Source organism: Streptomyces jumonjinensis (assembly GCF_009600885.1).
GTDB classification, from domain to species: Bacteria; Actinomycetota; Actinomycetes; order Streptomycetales; family Streptomycetaceae; genus Streptomyces; species Streptomyces jumonjinensis.
Window position 1 is genome coordinate 47,089 of sequence record NZ_VCLA01000191.1, and the last position, 16,231, is coordinate 63,319.

At 72.8% G+C, this 16,231-nt stretch carries 15 protein-coding genes and 1 pseudogene; 6 read left to right on the forward strand and 10 right to left on the reverse strand.

The window, feature by feature from the left end; translation table 11 throughout:
• Positions 1-1,500, forward strand: a complete 1,500-nt coding sequence (locus FF041_RS30135) for a PTS transporter subunit EIIC (RefSeq protein ID WP_153525726.1) — start codon at positions 1-3, stop codon at positions 1,498-1,500.
• On the opposite strand, the gene FF041_RS30140 is transcribed toward FF041_RS30135, so the two are convergent.
• The 6 genes from FF041_RS30140 to FF041_RS30165 all read right to left on the reverse strand — a co-directional run bounded on the left by FF041_RS30140 (position 1,490) and on the right by FF041_RS30165 (position 6,669).
• The gene (locus FF041_RS30140) at positions 1,490-2,932 is read right to left on the reverse strand and encodes an aldehyde dehydrogenase family protein (protein WP_153525727.1); all 1,443 of its coding nucleotides are present in this window, start codon (positions 2,930-2,932) and stop codon (positions 1,490-1,492) included. The genes FF041_RS30135 and FF041_RS30140 overlap by 11 nt on opposite strands.
• Positions 2,933-3,196: 264 nt before the next feature.
• Complete coding sequence (locus FF041_RS30145; protein ID WP_153525728.1) at positions 3,197-3,868, reverse strand: chorismate mutase; 672 nt, start codon at positions 3,866-3,868, stop codon at positions 3,197-3,199.
• A gap of 74 nt (positions 3,869-3,942) precedes the next feature.
• Positions 3,943-4,098: a hypothetical protein gene (locus FF041_RS30150; protein WP_153525729.1), complete on the reverse strand. Its 156-nt coding sequence runs from the start codon at positions 4,096-4,098 to the stop codon at positions 3,943-3,945.
• Positions 4,099-4,218: 120 nt separating this feature from the next.
• Positions 4,219-4,629 (reverse strand): RidA family protein, encoded by a 411-nt coding sequence (locus FF041_RS30155; RefSeq protein ID WP_153525730.1) that lies wholly within the window; start codon positions 4,627-4,629, stop codon positions 4,219-4,221.
• Between the two features lie 124 nt (positions 4,630-4,753).
• On the reverse strand, positions 4,754-5,377 hold the full coding sequence (locus tag FF041_RS30160) for a response regulator (protein ID WP_153525731.1): 624 nt from the start codon (positions 5,375-5,377) through the stop codon (positions 4,754-4,756).
• Positions 5,374-6,669, reverse strand: coding sequence for a histidine kinase (locus tag FF041_RS30165; protein WP_153525732.1), 1,296 nt, complete (start codon positions 6,667-6,669; stop codon positions 5,374-5,376). The genes FF041_RS30160 and FF041_RS30165 overlap by 4 nt, the downstream gene beginning before the upstream one ends.
• Positions 6,670-6,985: 316 nt before the next feature.
• On the opposite strand from FF041_RS30165, the gene FF041_RS30170 reads away from it, so the two are divergent.
• Together FF041_RS30170 and FF041_RS30175 are read left to right on the forward strand one after the other, a co-directional pair.
• Positions 6,986-7,543 (forward strand): GlcG/HbpS family heme-binding protein, encoded by a 558-nt coding sequence (locus FF041_RS30170; protein WP_153525733.1) that lies wholly within the window; start codon positions 6,986-6,988, stop codon positions 7,541-7,543.
• Between the two features lie 32 nt (positions 7,544-7,575).
• Positions 7,576-8,967, forward strand: coding sequence for a M1 family metallopeptidase (locus tag FF041_RS30175; RefSeq protein WP_323393136.1), 1,392 nt, complete (start codon positions 7,576-7,578; stop codon positions 8,965-8,967).
• 143 nt (positions 8,968-9,110) lie between these two features.
• Here FF041_RS30175 and FF041_RS30180 read toward each other — a convergent pair whose 3' ends face one another.
• Positions 9,111-9,686, reverse strand: coding sequence for a TerD family protein (locus tag FF041_RS30180; RefSeq protein WP_153525735.1), 576 nt, complete (start codon positions 9,684-9,686; stop codon positions 9,111-9,113).
• Positions 9,687-9,804: 118 nt separating this feature from the next.
• Between FF041_RS30180 and arfB the strand changes: the two genes are divergently transcribed.
• A complete protein-coding gene (gene arfB / locus FF041_RS30185; RefSeq protein ID WP_153525736.1) occupies positions 9,805-10,233 on the forward strand; it encodes an alternative ribosome rescue aminoacyl-tRNA hydrolase ArfB in 429 nt (142 codons plus the stop codon).
• A 127-nt stretch (positions 10,234-10,360) separates the two neighbouring features.
• Here the strand turns inward: arfB and FF041_RS30190 are convergent, their stop codons facing one another.
• Positions 10,361-10,933, reverse strand: a complete 573-nt coding sequence (locus FF041_RS30190; protein WP_323393138.1) for a flavin reductase family protein — start codon at positions 10,931-10,933, stop codon at positions 10,361-10,363.
• Between the two features lie 322 nt (positions 10,934-11,255).
• Between FF041_RS30190 and cdgB the strand changes: the two genes are divergently transcribed.
• A complete protein-coding gene (gene cdgB, locus FF041_RS30195; protein ID WP_153525737.1) occupies positions 11,256-12,896 on the forward strand; it encodes a diguanylate cyclase CdgB in 1,641 nt (546 codons plus the stop codon).
• Between the two features lie 133 nt (positions 12,897-13,029).
• Positions 13,030-14,025, forward strand: a pseudogene (locus FF041_RS30200) (carbohydrate-binding protein).
• Positions 14,026-14,172: 147 nt separating this feature from the next.
• Here the strand turns inward: FF041_RS30200 and FF041_RS30205 are convergent.
• Both FF041_RS30205 and FF041_RS30210 read right to left on the reverse strand, forming a co-directional pair.
• Positions 14,173-15,030 carry a class II fructose-bisphosphate aldolase gene (locus FF041_RS30205; protein WP_153525738.1) on the reverse strand — a complete coding sequence of 286 codons (858 nt, stop codon included), beginning with the start codon at positions 15,028-15,030 and terminating at the stop codon, positions 14,173-14,175.
• 190 nt (positions 15,031-15,220) lie between these two features.
• Positions 15,221-16,147, reverse strand: a complete 927-nt coding sequence (locus FF041_RS30210; RefSeq protein WP_323393140.1) for a 1-phosphofructokinase family hexose kinase — start codon at positions 16,145-16,147, stop codon at positions 15,221-15,223.
• Positions 16,148-16,231: the final 84 nt, after the last annotated feature.

The window sequence follows — 16,231 nt, forward strand, 5'->3', positions numbered from 1 at the left end:
ATGCCCACACCGCCTACATCGGAGAACCGGGCCGTCGCCGCCGCGATCCTTCCCCTCGTCGGCGGCGCGGCGAACGTCACGTCCGTCGCCCACTGCATGACCCGGCTGCGCCTCGGGCTCCAGGACCGCTCCCTGGTGCGCGAGGAGGAGCTGAGGGCGCTGCCCGCCGTGCTGGGCCTGGTCGAGGACGATACGTACCAGATCGTCCTCGGCCCGGGCACGGTCGCCCGGGTCGCCCCCGCGTTCGAGGCGCTGGTGGCGGCGGCAGGGCCCTCGCTCGTGGCGCGGGGGCCCTCGCTCGTGGCGCGGGGCGCGGCCATCAAGGAAGCGCGGAAGGCCCGTAACGCCACCCCCTTCAAAGCCTTTCTGCGCCGGATCGCGAATGTCTTCGTACCGCTGATCCCCGCGCTGATCGGCTGCGGCGTCATCGCCGGGCTGAACGGACTGCTCGTCAATATGGGGCTGCTCCCCGGTCTCACGGCCGCCGTCGCCGCGCTGGCGGGCGGATTCATGGCGCTGATCCCGGTCTTCGTCGGCTATCAGACGGCCAAGGAGTTCGGCGGCACTCCGGTGCTGGGCGGCGCGGTCGCCGCGATCGTCGTCTTTCCCGGCGTCGCGCAGATCGCGGTCTTCGGGCACCGGCTCTCCCCCGGCCAGGGCGGCGTCCTGGGCGCGCTGGGGGCGGCGCTGCTCGCGGTGTACACGGAGAAGGCGTGCCGGAACCGGGTGCCGGCGGCGCTGGACGTGCTGGTGACGCCGACGGTGACCGTGCTCGTATCCGGGCTGGTCACCGTCTTCGGGCTGATGCTGGTGGCGGGCGCGGTCTCCACCGCCATCGGGGACTTCGCCGGGCTGCTGCTCTCGGGCGGCGGGGCGATCGCCGGTTTCGTGCTCGGCGGGCTGTTCCTGCCGCTGGTGATGCTGGGGCTGCACCAGGCGCTGATCCCGATCCACGCCACCCTGATCGAGCAGCAGGGCTTCACCGTGCTGCTGCCCATCCTCGCGATGGCGGGCGCGGGCCAGGTCGGCGCGGCGGTCGCCGTGTATCTGCGGCTGCCGCACGATCCGGCGGTACGGGCCACGGTCCGCTCGGCGCTTCCGGCCGGGCTGCTCGGGGTCGGCGAGCCCCTGATCTACGGGGTGTCGCTGCCGCTCGGCCGCCCGTTCGTCACGGCCTGTGTGGGCGGGGCCTTCGGCGGCGGCTTCATCGGGCTCTTCCATATGTTCGGCGACACGGTGGGGTCGACGGCGATCGGGCCCTCGGGCTGGGCCCTGTTCCCGCTGCTCCAGGGGAGCGGAGGGCTGGGGATGACGGCCGCGGTGTACGCCGGGGGGCTGCTGACCGGGTACGCGGCCGGGTTCTGCTGCACGTACTGGTTCGGCCTCCGGGGGGTGGGCGGTTCCGGCACCGGGCCTGGCGCTCCCGAGGCCGGGCCCGGCGTCTCCGAAGCCGCCGCCTCCGAAACCGGGACCGGCTCCTCGGCGCGGGCTACAGGCTGATCACCCCGGTGCGGGTGTCGGTCATGTCCATCAGCGTCCACTTGCCGCCGATCCGGCCCCAGCCGGTGGACCGGGCCCCGGCCCCGCCGAACGGCATGTTGATGTCCCACCAGTTGTTGGACTCGTTCACGATCACCTGGCCCACCTCCATCTCCTCGATGAAGCGGTACGCCGAGGTCATGCTGCGGGTGAAGACCGCGCCCTGGAGTCCGAGGGCGTCGTCGTTGGCTATGCGCAGCAGATCGTCCTCGTCGCGGCCGGTGATGATGGGGACCACCGGGCCGAAGGACTCCTCCTGGGAGAGCAGGCTGTCCTCCGGCACCCCGTCCACGACGGTGAACTCGTAGTAGAGCCCGGTCGGCATACCGGCGCGGCGCCGTCCGCCCAGGAGGACCCGGGCGCCGCGCTCGCGCGCGTCGGCCATATGCCGGTCCATCTTCCGGGCGACGCCTTCGTTGTTGAGCGGACCCAGCACGGTCCGCTCGTCGAGCGGGTCGCCGAGCACCACCCGCTCGGACTCGCGCAGTACCGCATCGACGAAGGCGTCGTGCACATCCGTATGCACGATGACGCGCTCGGTGGCGCAGCAGACCTGACCGGCGCAGGGATAGGCGCCGTCGACGGCGGCCTTGGCGGCGGCGTCCACGTCCGCGTCGGCGAGGACGACGAGCGGCCCGTTGCCCGAGCACTCCATGAGGGAGCGCTTGAGCCCGGCGGCGGCCTGGATCGCGGCGCCGGTGGCGGAGGAGCCTATGAAACCGATGGCATGGATGCCCCGGTGGCGTACGAGAGCGTCGCCGAAGGAGCCGTCGCCGGGGAGGATGTTCACCAGGCCGCCGGGCAGTCCGGCGGCGGACACGGCCTCCATCGCCTTCAGCACGGTGAGCGGGGTGTGGGCCGGGGGCTTGACGACCAGGGCGTTGCCGGTGGCGAGTCCGGGCGCGGCGAACTCGGCGAACATCAGCAGCGGGAAGTTCCAGGGGGTGATGATCCCCCAGGTGCCCACCGGGCGATGGAAGGTGAACATCCGCTTGGAGTTGTCGCGGGAGAGCAGCGTCTCGCCGTTGAGCCGTACGGCGTCCTCGGCATGCAGCCGGAAGAGCTGGGCCGCCTCGGTGACGTCGGCGACCGACTCGGCGAGCGGCTTGCCCTGCTCCAGGGTCTGGAGGCGGGCGAGCGCGTCCCGCCGCCGGTCGATCTCGTCGGCTATGCGGTGGCAGACGGCCGCCCGCTCCCAGACGTTCACCCCGGCCCAGGAGCGCTGCGCCCGGTGCGCGGCGGCCACGGCCCGGTCGAGGTCGGCGGCGGTGGGCAGCGGGATGGAGCCGACCGGTTCGCCGGTGGCGGGGCTGATGACCTCGAAGCTCCGCGCGTCCGGCGCGGCGGTGTATTCGCCGTCGATGAAGAGCGGCTGCTGGGGCGGGGTGGTCATGAGGGCGCTCCTCTGTCCGTGCCGTCTCGTCTCGACTGCTGTCCGTGCCGTCACGTCTGTCGTTCGTCCGCGCCGTGCCGTCACGTCTGCACTCGATGATCCGTCCGCCGCTTTTCGACCGTCAAGACCTGTGGATAACCGGGGACTTGCCTCGATTCAGGCAGGCCGGACGATCCCTCAGCCCACACACCGAACGCGATGAGGGCCCGGGGAGCAGTCCCGGGCCCTCCCTTCATGACGACTCGGGTCGGGGAGCCCTGATCGTCAGTCCTGTTCCGCGCACACGGACGGGACCGCGCGCGCGAGCGCCTTGAAGTGCAGCCGGTCGAGCTGCTTCTCATGTCGCACCTGAAGGGCGGAGAGCGCGAGCACACCACGGCAGTAGGAGGCCGAGCGCGCCGTCGCCGAGCCCGCGATGGCCTGCACCAGCGCGGTGTTGACCCGGTTGATCTCCTTGCGGACCTCCGCCAGGTCGGGGCGCTCGGCGGGGGCCTTGGACGGGTCGGCGGTCCACAGCCGGTGCAGTTCCCGCTGGACGAGCTTGTTGGCCTCGATCTGGTCGCGGAAGACGCGTACCGTCGCCTCCGGGTCGGCCCCGGTCTCCACCGCCTGCTTGCGGACGGTGTCCAGGACGACCTGCTCGCGGGCCGGGTCGTCGATGGGGCTGCCGGTGCCCCACTTGGCCGCCGCGACGAGATCGGCCGTGGCCAGCCGCTCGGCGGAGAGCGAGGCGAGCGGGTGGAGCTGGGCGTACGGGCCTGACTTCCCCGTGTGACCCGCCTGACCCGCCTGCGCTGCCTGACCCGTCTGCCCTGTCTGACCCGTCTGCACCGTGGGCTGCCGCTCGGCGGCGAAGCCGGGCGCGGCGCTCGCGAACAGGGCGGTGGTCACGGCGGCGGCGGTTAAGGCGTGCCGCACGGAGGCGCTCAGAAGCAAGGAACTCCCCTTCTCTCAGTCGACTGGGGCAGTCCGGTCGTCGGCGGCGAGATCCTCCTGCTGCACAGCCTCGATCAGCCGACGGGCCCGGGTGTCGCCCCGCAAGAGGGCTCCACCAGGGGTCCGGTTCCCTCTTCGTCGTCTTCGTCGTCCGCGTCATCCGGATAGCCGTCGACATCGCGGTCGCCGTGCCCCGGATCGATGGCTTCGTCCCGGATGGACCCGCGCACCGTGAGGGGTGCTTCCCCGCTCCGGGCCGGCTCCATGGCGGCGGCGAAGGCCCGGTGCGCGGAACCGGTACGCGGCCCGGTGCACGGAACCGGTCGATCCGGTCGCTCCGGTCGCTCCCGTCAGTCCGACAGCGCGGCCGTGAGGTCGACCTCGATCAGCTGACCGGGGTAGCCGAGCTGAGCCACCCCGAGCAGGGTGCTCGCGGTGGTGAACGCCCCGGCGATGACGGAGTCGTTGAGCCGGGTCCAGGCGTCGCCGAGGACCTCGGCGTCCTCGCTGACGACGTAGATCACCGACCGCACGACGTCCTCGGGCCGGGCGCCGACCGCGCCCAGGGCGATGACGGCGTTGGCGGCGATCTGATCGATCTGGGCCGGAAGATCGCCGGGGCCCACCACGCTCCCGGCGGGATCGAGGGGGCACTGTCCGGCGAGATAGGCGGTGCGGGCCGCTTCGACGACGGTGATGTGGTGGTAGCCGGGGGTGGAGTGGAGCCGGTCGGGGTTGACGCGGTCGATCTGGGCAGTCATACCCGGATTCTCACCACCGCCCACCGGATCCGCATCCGGTTTTCCCCCGGCCCCTGGGCCCCGCCGGATCGCGCCCAGGACGACCGGACGGCGCAGGCGCCGGGCCCGCACCCGGCGCAGCGGGCTACGGCAGCAGCCGCTGTTCCTTCGCCACCGAGACCGCCCCCGCCCTGGTGTCCACCCCGAGCTTGGCGTAGATCCGGCCCAGATGCGTCTTCACCGTCGCCTCGCTGATGAACAGCGCCCGCGCGATCTCCCGGTTGCCAAGACCCCGGGCGAGCTGGCCGAGAATGTCCAGCTCGCGTTCCGTGAGCGACGGACGGCCCGTGCCCCGCATCCGGTCCATCACCCGGCTCGCCACCGGAGCCGACAGCGCCGTACGCCCCTGGGCCGCCGCGTGGATCGCGGCGAACAGCTCCTCCGGGCGCTCCGCCTTCAGCAGATAGCCCGTCGCGCCCGCCTCGATCGCGCGGGTGACGTCCGCGTCCGTGTCATAGGTCGTCAGCACCAGCACATGCACATCCGGGGCCGCGATCCGCCGGGTCGCCTCCACCCCGTCGATGCCCGGGCCGAGCTGAAGATCCATCAGCACCACGTCGGGCCGGAGCTTCGCGGCCATCGCGACGGCCTCCTCGCCGCCGCCCGCCTCCCCCACCACCTCGATGCCCGGTTCGCTGCCGAGCAGCGCGAGCAGTCCGGCGCGTACCACGGCGTGGTCGTCGCACAACAGGATCCGTACCGCGGTCATCCGTGCTCCAGAGGGGAATCGGCGCCGCCGTCCACGGGACGGGGACGCTCCAGGGGGATCGCCGCCGAGACCACCGTGCCCTGGCCCGGCGCCGACTCGATCGTCAGGGCGCCGCCGAGCTGGCGCAGCCGGGCCCGCATCGCCGCGAGACCGTGCCCGCGCACCCCGGGGGCCCGCTCGACGGGCAGGAACCCGGCGCCGTCGTCCGCGATGTCCAGCACCACCTGATCGCCGAGCTGGCTCAGGGTGAGCGCGGCGGCGGAGGCGTCCGCGTGTTCGCGCACATTCGCCAGCGCGCCCTGCGCGATCCGCAGCAGCGCCGACTCCACCCGGTCGGGCAGCGGCACGGGCACGCCGTCCAGATGGAACCGGACCCGGAGCGCGTCGGTGCTCTCCCGTTCGGCGAGGGCGCGCAGCGCCCGCGCGAGACCGCCGCCCTCCGCCAGCTCGGCGGGGGCCAGATCGTGGACGAAGCGGCGGGCCTCGGCGAGGCTGCGCTCGGCGATGGACTCGGCGGTACGGACATGGCCGCGGGCCTTGTCCGGGTCGCTGTCCCAGACGCGCTCGGCGGCCTGGAGCAGCATCTGCTGGCTGGACAGGCCCTGCGCGAGGGTGTCGTGGATCTCCATCGAGAGCCGCTGCCGCTCGGCGAGGACGCCCTCGCGCCGTTCGATCGCGGCCAGCTCGCGGCGGGTGCGGAGCAGATCGTCGACCAGCGCCCGGAGCCGGTCGGCCTGGCGGCGCATATGGAGGAAGACGGCGGTGGCGAGCACCACGACGGCGGGCGGCAGCAGCAGGAGCAGCGGGTCGACGCCCTGCCGCAGCCGCCACTCGGCGATCATGACCAGGGCGCAGAGGACGGCGACCAGGGCGACGGCGGCACGGGTCGGCAGGGAGCGCAGCCCGGTGTAGATGAGTGGGACGGCGCACCAGGCGAAGCTGGGCGCGAGCAGCACGATCACGACCCAGCAGCCGACGACGAGCCCGAGCCGCACCAGATCGCCCCGGCCGCGCGTACGGGCCGCCAGCCGGTGCCCGGCGAGCTGGAACACGGCGAGGGCGGCGCTCAGCCCGATGACCCAGGGGACCCGGGGGCTCTCCGGGTGCTTGATCAGATAGCGCAGCAGGGACCCGGCGAGCAGGGCGATGAACGCCGTGTTCATGACGGTGTCGAGCCATCGGTCGTCCCGGTCCGCGCCCTGGGCGTCCCGTATCGCCGGATCCCCCTCGGACGGCGGCCGGGGCCGCCGGGAGGTCGTCCCCGCGGCGGCGGGCGCTGTACGACGGGACATGGGTCTTCTCTCCTGCTGAACCTGCTGAGCCTGCTGAACCTGTTGGTGCGTGCGGTGCGTGCGGTGCGTGCGGTGCGTGCGGTGCGTGCGGTGCGTGCGACGCCTGCCCTACGGCAGGCACCGGGGCCGCTCCAGGACGGTTCCTCTCGCATCGTGACCCGGCCGGACCGGCTCCCGCATCAACCGATCGGCTGACCGGCGCCTCATCCATCATGCCTGCGCCGAGCAGCCGCTACGCCGACCGCCCAGGGCCCGCCCCCGCTGGAGGATCGATGGCGGAAGGTCCCCGAACCCCAGCCCGGAGGAAGAACCGATCATGAAGAAGACGTCGACCCGCACCCGTGTCCTCACCGCCACCGCCGCTGCCGTCGCGCTGAGCGCCGGCGCCTTCGGCGCGGTCTCCGCGAGCGCCTCCGCCCCCTCGGCCGAGTCCCGCGCCGCGGTGAAGGCCGACCCCTCCAGCCGTCATCTCCAGCAGACCACCCATCTCACCATCGACGCCGCGAACAAGGCCGCGAAGGCCACGCTGGACGCCGCCGAGCGGGCCGGCCAGCGGGTGACGGTCGCCGTGGTCGACCGCAACGGCAACACCATCGTGACCATGCGCGGCAATGGCGCGGGCCCGCAGTCCTACGAGTCGGCCGAGAAGAAGGCGTTCACGGCCGTCTCCTGGAACGCCCCCACCTCCGAGCTGGTCAAGCGCCTTGAGTCGACCCCGAACCTGAAGGACATCCCGGGCACCCTGTTCCTGGGCGGCGGCGCTCCCGTCCAGGTGAAGGGCGCCCCGATCGCGGGCATCGGAGTGGCCGGCGCGCCGAGCGGCGCGCAGGACGAGGAGTTCGCGAAGGCGGGTGTCGCGGCGCTCGGCCGCTGACCTTCCACGACCAGCGGCCTAGGATCGGGCGCGTGCGCCGGTCGATCCCGCTCAGTGTCCTGTCGCCCGCCGTCGCGGTGGCGCTCCTCGCGGGGTGCTCGGACGGCGGGCGCGGCGATGTCCGGGGCGCGGCGGGCGGCGCCGGGCTCGGCGACCGGCTCTTCCCCCGGCTCGGCAACGGCGGCTACGACGTACTCCACTATCGGCTCACCCTGGACTACGACCCCGGCACCCGCCTGCTGGCGGGCACGGCGGAGATCGTCGCCCGCGCCACGGACGATCTGCGCTCCTTCCATCTCGATCTGCACCGGCTGTCCGCCGACGAGGTGACGGTCGACGGCGAGCGGGCGGCAGCCGGGGTGACCGGCGACGAGCTGTCCGTACGCCCCCGCGAGGGGCTGACGGCGGGCAGCACCTTCCGTACGGTCGTCCGCTACTCGGGCACGCCCCGGACGGTCATCGACGCGGACGGCTCGAAGGAGGGCTGGCTGCCCGACCGGGCCGGGGCCCTGGCGGTGGGCGAACCGGCGGGGTCGATGGCCTGGTTCCCGGGGAACCACCACCCCAGCGACAAGGCGACCTTCGATCTCGCGGTCACCGTCCCCAAGGGCCTGAAGGCGGTCTCCAACGGGGAGCCGGCCCGGGAGACCACCACCGCGGCGAAGAGCACCTTCGTCTGGCGGACGGCGGAGCCGATGGCCACCTATCTGGCGACGGTGGCGATCGGCGCGTACGAGCTGACCTCGTCCCGGCCGGCCGGGGGGCCGCCGGTCGTCACCGCCGTGCACCCCTCGGTGCCGCCCGCGAAACGACGGCCGCTCGACCGGATCCCGGAGTTCCGGCGGTGGTCGCAGAAGGTCTTCGGCCCGTACCCCTTCTCCTCCATCGGCGCGATCGCGGTCCCCGACGGCGCGGTGGACTACGCGCTGGAGACACAGAACCGGCCCGTCCTCCCGGCCGGTCAGCTCAATCCGGAGACCCTGGTCCACGAGATCGCCCACCAGTGGTTCGGAAACTCGGTGACGCCCGAGTCCTGGCGGGACATGTGGCTCAACGAGGGCTTCGCGACCTACGCGGAGTGGATGTGGGCGGAGGAGTCCGCCGGCACACCGGTGAGCGAGAGCTTCGCCGAGGCGTTCGCGGAGAAGGACAACTGGGCCTTCCCCCCGGCCGCGCCGCCGTCCGCGGCACGGATCTCGGACGCGCCGGTGTACGGGCGGGGCGCGATGGTGCTGCACCAGGTCCGCCAGGCGGTGGGCGAGCGGGCCTTCTCGGCGCTGCTCAGGGGCTGGGCCCGGGAGCACCGGCACGGCAACGCCTCGACCGGGGACTTCACCGCGTACGCGGAGCGGGTCTCGGGGCGCGAGCTGTCCGGGGTGTGGAGGACATGGCTGTACGGCAAGGGCCGGCCGCCCCGCCCCTGACGGCGAGTCCCCGGTGCCCGTACACGGCACCGGGGACGAGTCGCCGGTCTTCAGGGGCCGGACGTTCGGAGGCCGGACATACAGATGCCAGGCCCCAGGCGTCGGGCGCCAGACTTCAGGCGTCAGACCTCAGGCGTCAGACCTCAGAGGTTCACGCCGAAGTCGCGGGCGATGCCCTCCAGCCCGGAGGCGTACCCCTGGCCGACCGCGCGGAACTTCCACTCCGCGCCATTGCGGTAGAGCTCGCCGAAGACCATCGCGGTCTCGACCGCCGCGTCCTCGCTCAGGTCGTAGCGGGCGATCTCCGCGCCGCCGGCCTGGTTGACGATACGGATGTACGCGTTCCGCACCTGGCCGAAGTTCTGAGAGCGGGCGAGGGCGTCGTAGATCGAGACCGGGAAGACGATCCGGTCCACATCGGCGGGGAGCGCGGCCAGCTGCACGTTGATCTGCTCGTCGTCGCCGCCGCCCTCGCCGGTGCGGTTGTCACCGGTGTGCACGATCGTCTGATCCGGGGTGGAGCGGTTGTTGAAGAAGACGAAATGGGCGTCGGACGCGACCTTGCCCGCGCCGTTCACCCCGATCGCGGAGGCGTCGAGGTCGAAGTCCGTGCCGGTGGTGGTGCGGACGTCCCAGCCGAGGCCGACGGTGACGGCGGTCAGGCCCGGCGCCTCCTTGGTGAGCGAGATGTTGCCGCCCTTGGACAGGCTTACTGCCATTGGGATGTCCCCTTATGTGTTCGAGTGTGCCGGTACCAGTCTTAACGCAGCCGGGGGAGTCCGAGGTTCCTGGGAAATCGAGATGACGTGAACATCTCGGACACGGGACCATGGGGGCATGGCCGGTCCCTATCTCATCCGCGGCTCGGTCTCCCTTCCGGAGGCCGAGCTGATCTGGCGTTTCTCCAGGTCCTCCGGGCCGGGCGGCCAGCATGTCAACACCAGCGACACCCAGGTGGAGCTGCGCTTCGGCCTCGCCGGCACGGAGGCGCTCCCCCCGGTGTGGAAGGAGCGCGCCCTGGAGCGGCTGGCGGGCCGGCTGGTGGGCGGGGTGATCGCGGTACGGGCGTCGGAGCACCGGTCCCAGTGGCGCAACCGCGAGACGGCGGCGGTCCGGCTGGCCGCGCTGCTCGCGGAGGCGACGGCTCCGCCGCCGCGGCCGAGGCGGGCGACGAAGATTCCCCGCGGGCTGAACGAGCGGCGGCTGCGCGAGAAGAAGCAGCGCTCGGACACCAAGCGCGGCCGATCGGGCCGCGACTGGCACTGACGCGCGCGAGAAGCCGCCTGCGCCGAGGGCCACACGAAGCCCCTCTCGCCAAGGGCCACGCGAAGGCCCGCACGCCGAGCGCCACACGAAGGCCCTCTCGCCAAGCGCCCCACCAGGAAGCCCCCGCTCACCCCAGCCTGCGGTACCGCCCCCGGAAGTACGTCAGCGGCACCCCTTCGGGGCTCGGCAGCCCCACCCCGAGCACCCGGCCGATCACCAGGGTGTGATCCCCCGCGAGCACCCGCTGCTCGGTACGGCACTCCAGGGTCGCCAGCGCCCCGCCCACCAGCGGAGCGCCGCTCACCTCACCGCGCGCGTAGACGATGTCCTCGAAGAGCAGCCGGTCGCTGATCCGCCCCTTCATCGCGAAACGGCCCGCGATTTGACGCTGGCTCTCGGCGAGGACCGAGACGGCCCACAGCGGCTGCTCGTCCAGCAGATCGTCCATCCGGGAGCCGTTGCGCAGACTGACCAGCACCAGCGGGGGGTCCAGCGACACCGACAGAAACGCCGTCGCGGTCATCCCGGCGTCCTGGCCGTGCGGGCCGTCGTCGGGATCGTGGGCGGTCACCAGGACCACGCCTGCCGCGAGGCGGGACATGGCCGCGCGGAACTCCTCGTCGCTCACCCCCTCAGCATGGGGGATCACGAGCGCGGAATCTGCGCCGGAGGGCTCGGAGGCGATGGTCGTCTGGGGCACACGGGCGACGGTATCCGCGCCCCGGCGGAGCGCGCATCGGGCCAGGGAACCAGTTTGGTCCTAGGACTACCCGCTGGACGAAGGTCCGATTTGCGTTTGGATACAACGGTAAGAGCCACCCGCACATCCATCCGCTCTCATGAACATTCATCCGCTCATGTGACTTGAGTCACAGAGGGGCTTATTTGTTGACCCTGTGTACCGAGTAGACAGCTCGCTGTGATTCAGTGGCCGGGATAGCGCATGAAGCGCATGGGAGAACCGCACGAGAAGGCCGAAGATCAACCTGGAGTCTGCTGTCGAGGTCTCGGGGAGAGCGAGCATGGAGACCGAGTCGGAGCCCTACGTCCGTCTTGCGACCTTGCGGCAGCTGCACAAGGTGGTCGCGGATCTCAACACGGCCCGTAGCCTGGCCGACACCCTCCAGACCGTCGCCGACGGGATCGTGGCGGGCCTCGGCTACGAGCTGGCCTGCGTCAATCTCGTCCGCCCGGACGGGGACCTGGTGGTCGCCGCCTTCGCCGGAAGCGCCGCCGCCGAGGCCCTGATCACCGGCCGTGTCGGCTCCCGCCCGTCCTGGGAGCGCCGGCTCTCCATGGGCGAGGCCTGGGGCGAGCTCCGCTTCATCCCGCACACCGAGGGCTGGGTGCTCATCGAGGACGATGTGCCCCAGTGGCACACCGAAGGCCCCGACCCCCGCTTCGAGGGCGAGTGGCACCCCCAGGACCGGCTCTACGCGCCCATGTTCAGCTCCGGCGGCGGGCGGGAGCTGCTCGGCGTCATCTCCGTCGACCGGCCGCGCAACGGCCGCCGGCCGGGGCCCTGGGGGCAGGAAGCCCTCCAGATGTACGCCTCACAGGCCGCCATTGCGATCAGCAATGCCCGTCTGAGAGCAAATATGCAACGGGCGCTCGTCCGGCTGGAGCGCGAGCAGCAGGCGCTGCGGGCCAGCGAGGAGTCCTTCCGGCAGGCGTTCGAGTACGCGCCCAGCGGCATGGCGATCGCCGAGATGGGCGGCGACCAGCAGGGCCGGCTGCTCCGCACCAACGACGCGCTCTGCCGGCTGCTGGGCCGCCCCGCGTCCGCGATGCGGCGGTACTCCTTCGCCGATCTGGTCCACCCCGAGGACGTCGGCACCCTGCTGCGCACCTCCGCCGAGGGCGGGCGGGCCGAGCTGCGCCTCGGACGGCGGGACGGCACATACGTCTGGGTGTCGCTGCGCAACTCCGTCGTCGCCGACACCACCGACGGCCCCCGGTTCCTGCTCACCCATGTCGAGGACATCGAGGACCGCAAACGCCATGAGCTGGCGCTCGCGCACCGGGCCTCGCACGACGCCCTCACCGGGCTGCCCAACAGCGCGGAGCTCCGGGCCCGGCTCAGCGCCAGGCTCTGCGACCGGCCGCCGGAGGCGCTCGACGGCGGACTCGAACCCTCGGACGCGGGGTACGGCGCGGAGACCGGCGCGCTCTTCAACTCCGAGGGCTACGACTTCGGCCCCGGCGGCACCGCGTACGACCATCATGTCCATGTCGTCGCACCCGATGACGAGGTGGACGACGGCACCAAGGGGCTCGCGGTCCTCTTCTGCGATCTCGACGGCTTCAAGTCGATCAACGACCGGTTCGGCCATCAGACCGGTGACGCCGTCCTGGTGGAGGTGGCCCGCAGACTCACCACCGGGGTGCGGGAGGGCGACACCGTCGCCCGGCTCGGCGGCGACGAGTTCGTGGTGCTCGCCGACGGACTCGGCACGGCGGACGCGGCGGATCTCGCCGTACGGCTGCGGAACGCGATCATCCTGCCCATCCGGGTCGGTGGTCGCGGGGTCCGCGTCGGGGCCAGCTTCGGTATCAGCTGGGCGAGTTGCGGAATGTCCGTCGAAGAGGTGCTGCGCTCCGCCGACCAGCGGATGTACGTCGAGAAGCGGTCCCGCTCGAAGGTGCACCGGAGGGCCGGCTGAGGTTACGGCCTGTCATGTTCTGGTCTTGTGACGATGGCTCCGACAGGGGTCAACGCCCCCATTTCCGTTCATGCGGACCGGGTAGGCTCGCCCGGGTCGGCGTAGGGCTGACGATGGTGAGGAGGGACCAGGGATGACGGCCGGGAACAACGGCGCGAGCACGCCCGAGGACGACGATCCGTTCGGGTATCTGTACGAGGACGGGCACGCGGCAGGGGCCACACCGCCCTCGGGCCGGGGCCGCGGCTATGGCTACCCGGGTCCCGCAGCACCGCAGCCCGGAGTCCCCAGAACCTCCTACAACCAGGTGCGCGCGGTCGGCGAGCGCCAGTACGGCCAGCAGCCCCCGCAGCAGGGATACCCGCCCCAGGGCCAGCCCCCGCAGGGCCTCCCCCAGCAGGGGTACGGACAGCCGAGCGCGCAGTACGCCGCCCCGGAGACCTCCCCCGGCGGCCCGCCCACCCGCCCGACGCCCCGGCAGAGCGGCGGCCGGGGCGGCGGCCGGGGCCCCAACACCAAGGGCCTGCTGATCGGCGCCATCGCGGTGGTCGTCGTCGTGATCGCCGGCATCACCGCCGCGGTGATATCGAACAGCGGCGAGGACGACCAGGCGTCCGGCGAGCCGCAGACGCAGACCAGCTCCTCGGCCCCGGAGAAGAAGGAAGAGGAGCCGGAGAAGAAGCCGGCCAAGCCCGAGAAGGAGCCGGCCGGACTGCCCAAGCGGGACGCGGCGACGCTCGACCTCGGCGGACCGGCCGCGCTGGACACGGTGATACCGGGCGCCAAGGGCACCCGGGGCGCCTAGGTGGCGTTCAACGGGGTCGGCGGCTCGGCGAGCTGGTCCGTGGACGTGCCCGCCGCCGGCGAGTACACGATGACCATCACGTACAGCGTGCCGGGCAAGGACGCCAAGACCTCGCTCACCGTCAACGGCGAGACGCCCCGCGACGTACGGATGTCGAACTTCGCCAAGGCCGGCGACGGCGAGTGGGAGAAGGGCTGGACCTACACCTACTCCTACGTCAACCTCAAGAAGGGCAAGAACGATCTGAAGATCTCCTGCGAGCAGGGCAATCAGTGCGACGCCCTGCTCGACCAGGTCTGGCTGGAAGCGGGCCGGAAGAGCTGACGGCCCCGGCGGGCGGGCAGCCCGCTGGAACCCCCGGCGGGCGGGCAGCCCGCCGGAGGAGTCCGCCGGAGCCGACCGGCGGGCGATCAGCCTTCCGGAGCTGCCCGCCGGAGCAGCACCGGACAGCCCGCCACGGCCTGCGGGCCGTCAGCCCGCCGGCCGGAGCAGCCCCAGGAAGCCCGCCACGGTCGCCGCCATCGCGTCCCGCGCCGGGGCCAGATACTTCCTGGGGTCGACGACACCGGGGCCGTTCGCCAGGAACGACCGCACCGCACCGGTGAAGGCCGAGTTCAGCGCCGTACCCACATGGATCTTCACCATGCCGGCCGCCACCGCCGCGCGGATCTCGTCGTCCGGGACGCCCGACGAGCCGTGCAGCACCAGCGGCACCGGGACCGCGTCCCGCAGCCGGGCGATCAGCGCATGGTCGAGGGCGGCGGTGCGCTCGGTCATCGCATGCGCCGAGCCGACCGCCACCGCCAGCGCGTCCACGCCCGTCGCCGCCGCGTAGGCCGCCGCCTCGGCGGGGTCGGTGCGCACCCCCGGGGCATGGGCGTCCAGCGGGGCCTCGCCCTCCTTGCCGCCGACCCGGCCGAGTTCGGCCTCGATCCAGATTCCGCGCTCATGGCCCCAGCGCACCGCGTCCGCCGTGGCGCGGACATTCTCCTCGTACGGCAGCTTCGAGGCGTCGAACATCGCCGAGCCGAAGCCCGCGTCCGCCGCCGCGTACAGCAGTCCGGTGGAGACCACATGGTCCAGATGGAGCGCGAGGGGCGCGCTCGACGCGCGGGCCACGGCGGCGGCGGCAGCCGCTATCGCCAAGAGCCCGCCGCCGTGGAAGCGCACCGCGTTCTCGGAGATCTGGAGGATCGCGGGCGTGCCCGCCTGCTCGGCTCCGGCGGCGATGGCCTCCGCGTGCTCCAGGGTGATGACGTTGAAGGCGGCGACGCCGCGGTGCTCCGCGGCGGCGGTGGAGACGAGTTCGGCGGTGCTGACGAGCGGCATGGTGCGTTCTCATTTCCCGGGCGCCGGGCCCGTTCCGTACGGCCCGGCTCAGCGCCGGGTTGTCCTGAGGCCGTGCGTGCGGAGTGCCGTTCGTACGGCCCCTGACGCCGTGCGTGCGGAGTCCCGTTCGCACGGCCCCCGAGGTCGTGCCTGCGGAGTCCCGTCCCGCCCGGCGGGCGGGCGGCACTCCTTATGCCGGGCCCGCGCGCTCGCTCACGTCGACCAGCGGGAGCAGCCGTTCGTACGCCGCCCGGTCGTATTCGCCCGCCGCCGGGGCGAGGACGGTCGCCGTGGACAGGGCCACCGCGCGGGCGAGCCGCCGGGGCCAGGGCAGGCCCTCGACCAGGCCCGCGAGCAGGGCGGCGACCGCCGAGTCGCCGGCGCCCGTGGGGTTGCCGGCGGCCGGCGCGGGCGGGGCGGCCTGCCAGCTGCCCTCCGGGGTGACGGCGAGCAGCCCCGCCGGGCCGAGGGAGGCGATCACAGCGTGGGCGCCCCGGCGGCGGGCGTCGTGGGCGGCGTGCAGGGGGTCGCGGCCCCCGGTGAGCTGGGCGAGCTCCGCGGCGTTGGGCTTGACCAGGTCGGGGCGGGCGGCGACGCCCCGGCGCAGCGGCTCCCCGCTGGTGTCCAGCAGGACGGGGACCTCCGCCGCGCGTGCCCTGCGGATGAGTTCGGCGTACGCGCCGACGTGGAGGCCGGGCGGCAGGCTGCCGCAGAGGGCGACGGCGCGCGCGGACGCCAGCAGGGCGGTGTAGCGGTCGAGGAGGGCGGCCCACTCCTCGGGGGCGATGACCGGGCCCGGTTCATTGAGCTGCGTGGTGTCGCCGGTCGAGCCGTCCACCACCGCGATGGTGCGGCGGGTGGTCCCGGCGATGGGGACGAGCGCGTCGTGCGGCGGGAGGGGGGCGAGCAGCCGCCGCAGCAGGGCTCCGGCGGGGCCGCCCGCGAAGCCGGTGACCACGCTCTCGTGTCCCAGCGCGGAGAGCACCCGGGCGACGTTCAGCCCTTTGCCGCCGGGCCGTTCGACGACTTCTTCGACGCGGTGGCTGGTGTGCGGGGCGAGTGCGGGAACCCGGTAGGTGATGTCGAGCGCCGTATTGAGCGTGACCGTCAGAATCACCGCGACGCCTCCCCCCGGAGTCTTGCCCGTACGGCTTTGATCATGCCAAACGGAAGGCGGTCGGCCCAGACCCTGGACCGACCG

Bases quoted from the DNA above. Each gene is read 5' to 3' on its own strand.
- FF041_RS30135 (WP_153525726.1), top strand. From the start codon at position 1: ATGCCCACACCGCCTACATCGGAGAACCGGGCCGTCGCCGCCGCGATC.
- FF041_RS30140 (WP_153525727.1), bottom strand. From the start codon at position 2,932: ATGACCACCCCGCCCCAGCAGCCGCTCTTCATCGACGGCGAATACACC.
- FF041_RS30155 (WP_153525730.1), bottom strand. From the start codon at position 4,629: ATGACTGCCCAGATCGACCGCGTCAACCCCGACCGGCTCCACTCCACC.
- FF041_RS30160 (WP_153525731.1), bottom strand. From the start codon at position 5,377: ATGACCGCGGTACGGATCCTGTTGTGCGACGACCACGCCGTGGTACGC.
- FF041_RS30165 (WP_153525732.1), bottom strand. From the start codon at position 6,669: ATGTCCCGTCGTACAGCGCCCGCCGCCGCGGGGACGACCTCCCGGCGG.
- FF041_RS30170 (WP_153525733.1), top strand. From the start codon at position 6,986: ATGAAGAAGACGTCGACCCGCACCCGTGTCCTCACCGCCACCGCCGCT.
- FF041_RS30180 (WP_153525735.1), bottom strand. From the start codon at position 9,686: ATGGCAGTAAGCCTGTCCAAGGGCGGCAACATCTCGCTCACCAAGGAG.
- arfB (WP_153525736.1), top strand. From the start codon at position 9,805: ATGGCCGGTCCCTATCTCATCCGCGGCTCGGTCTCCCTTCCGGAGGCC.
- cdgB (WP_153525737.1), top strand. From the start codon at position 11,256: ATGGAGACCGAGTCGGAGCCCTACGTCCGTCTTGCGACCTTGCGGCAG.
- FF041_RS30205 (WP_153525738.1), bottom strand. From the start codon at position 15,030: ATGCCGCTCGTCAGCACCGCCGAACTCGTCTCCACCGCCGCCGCGGAG.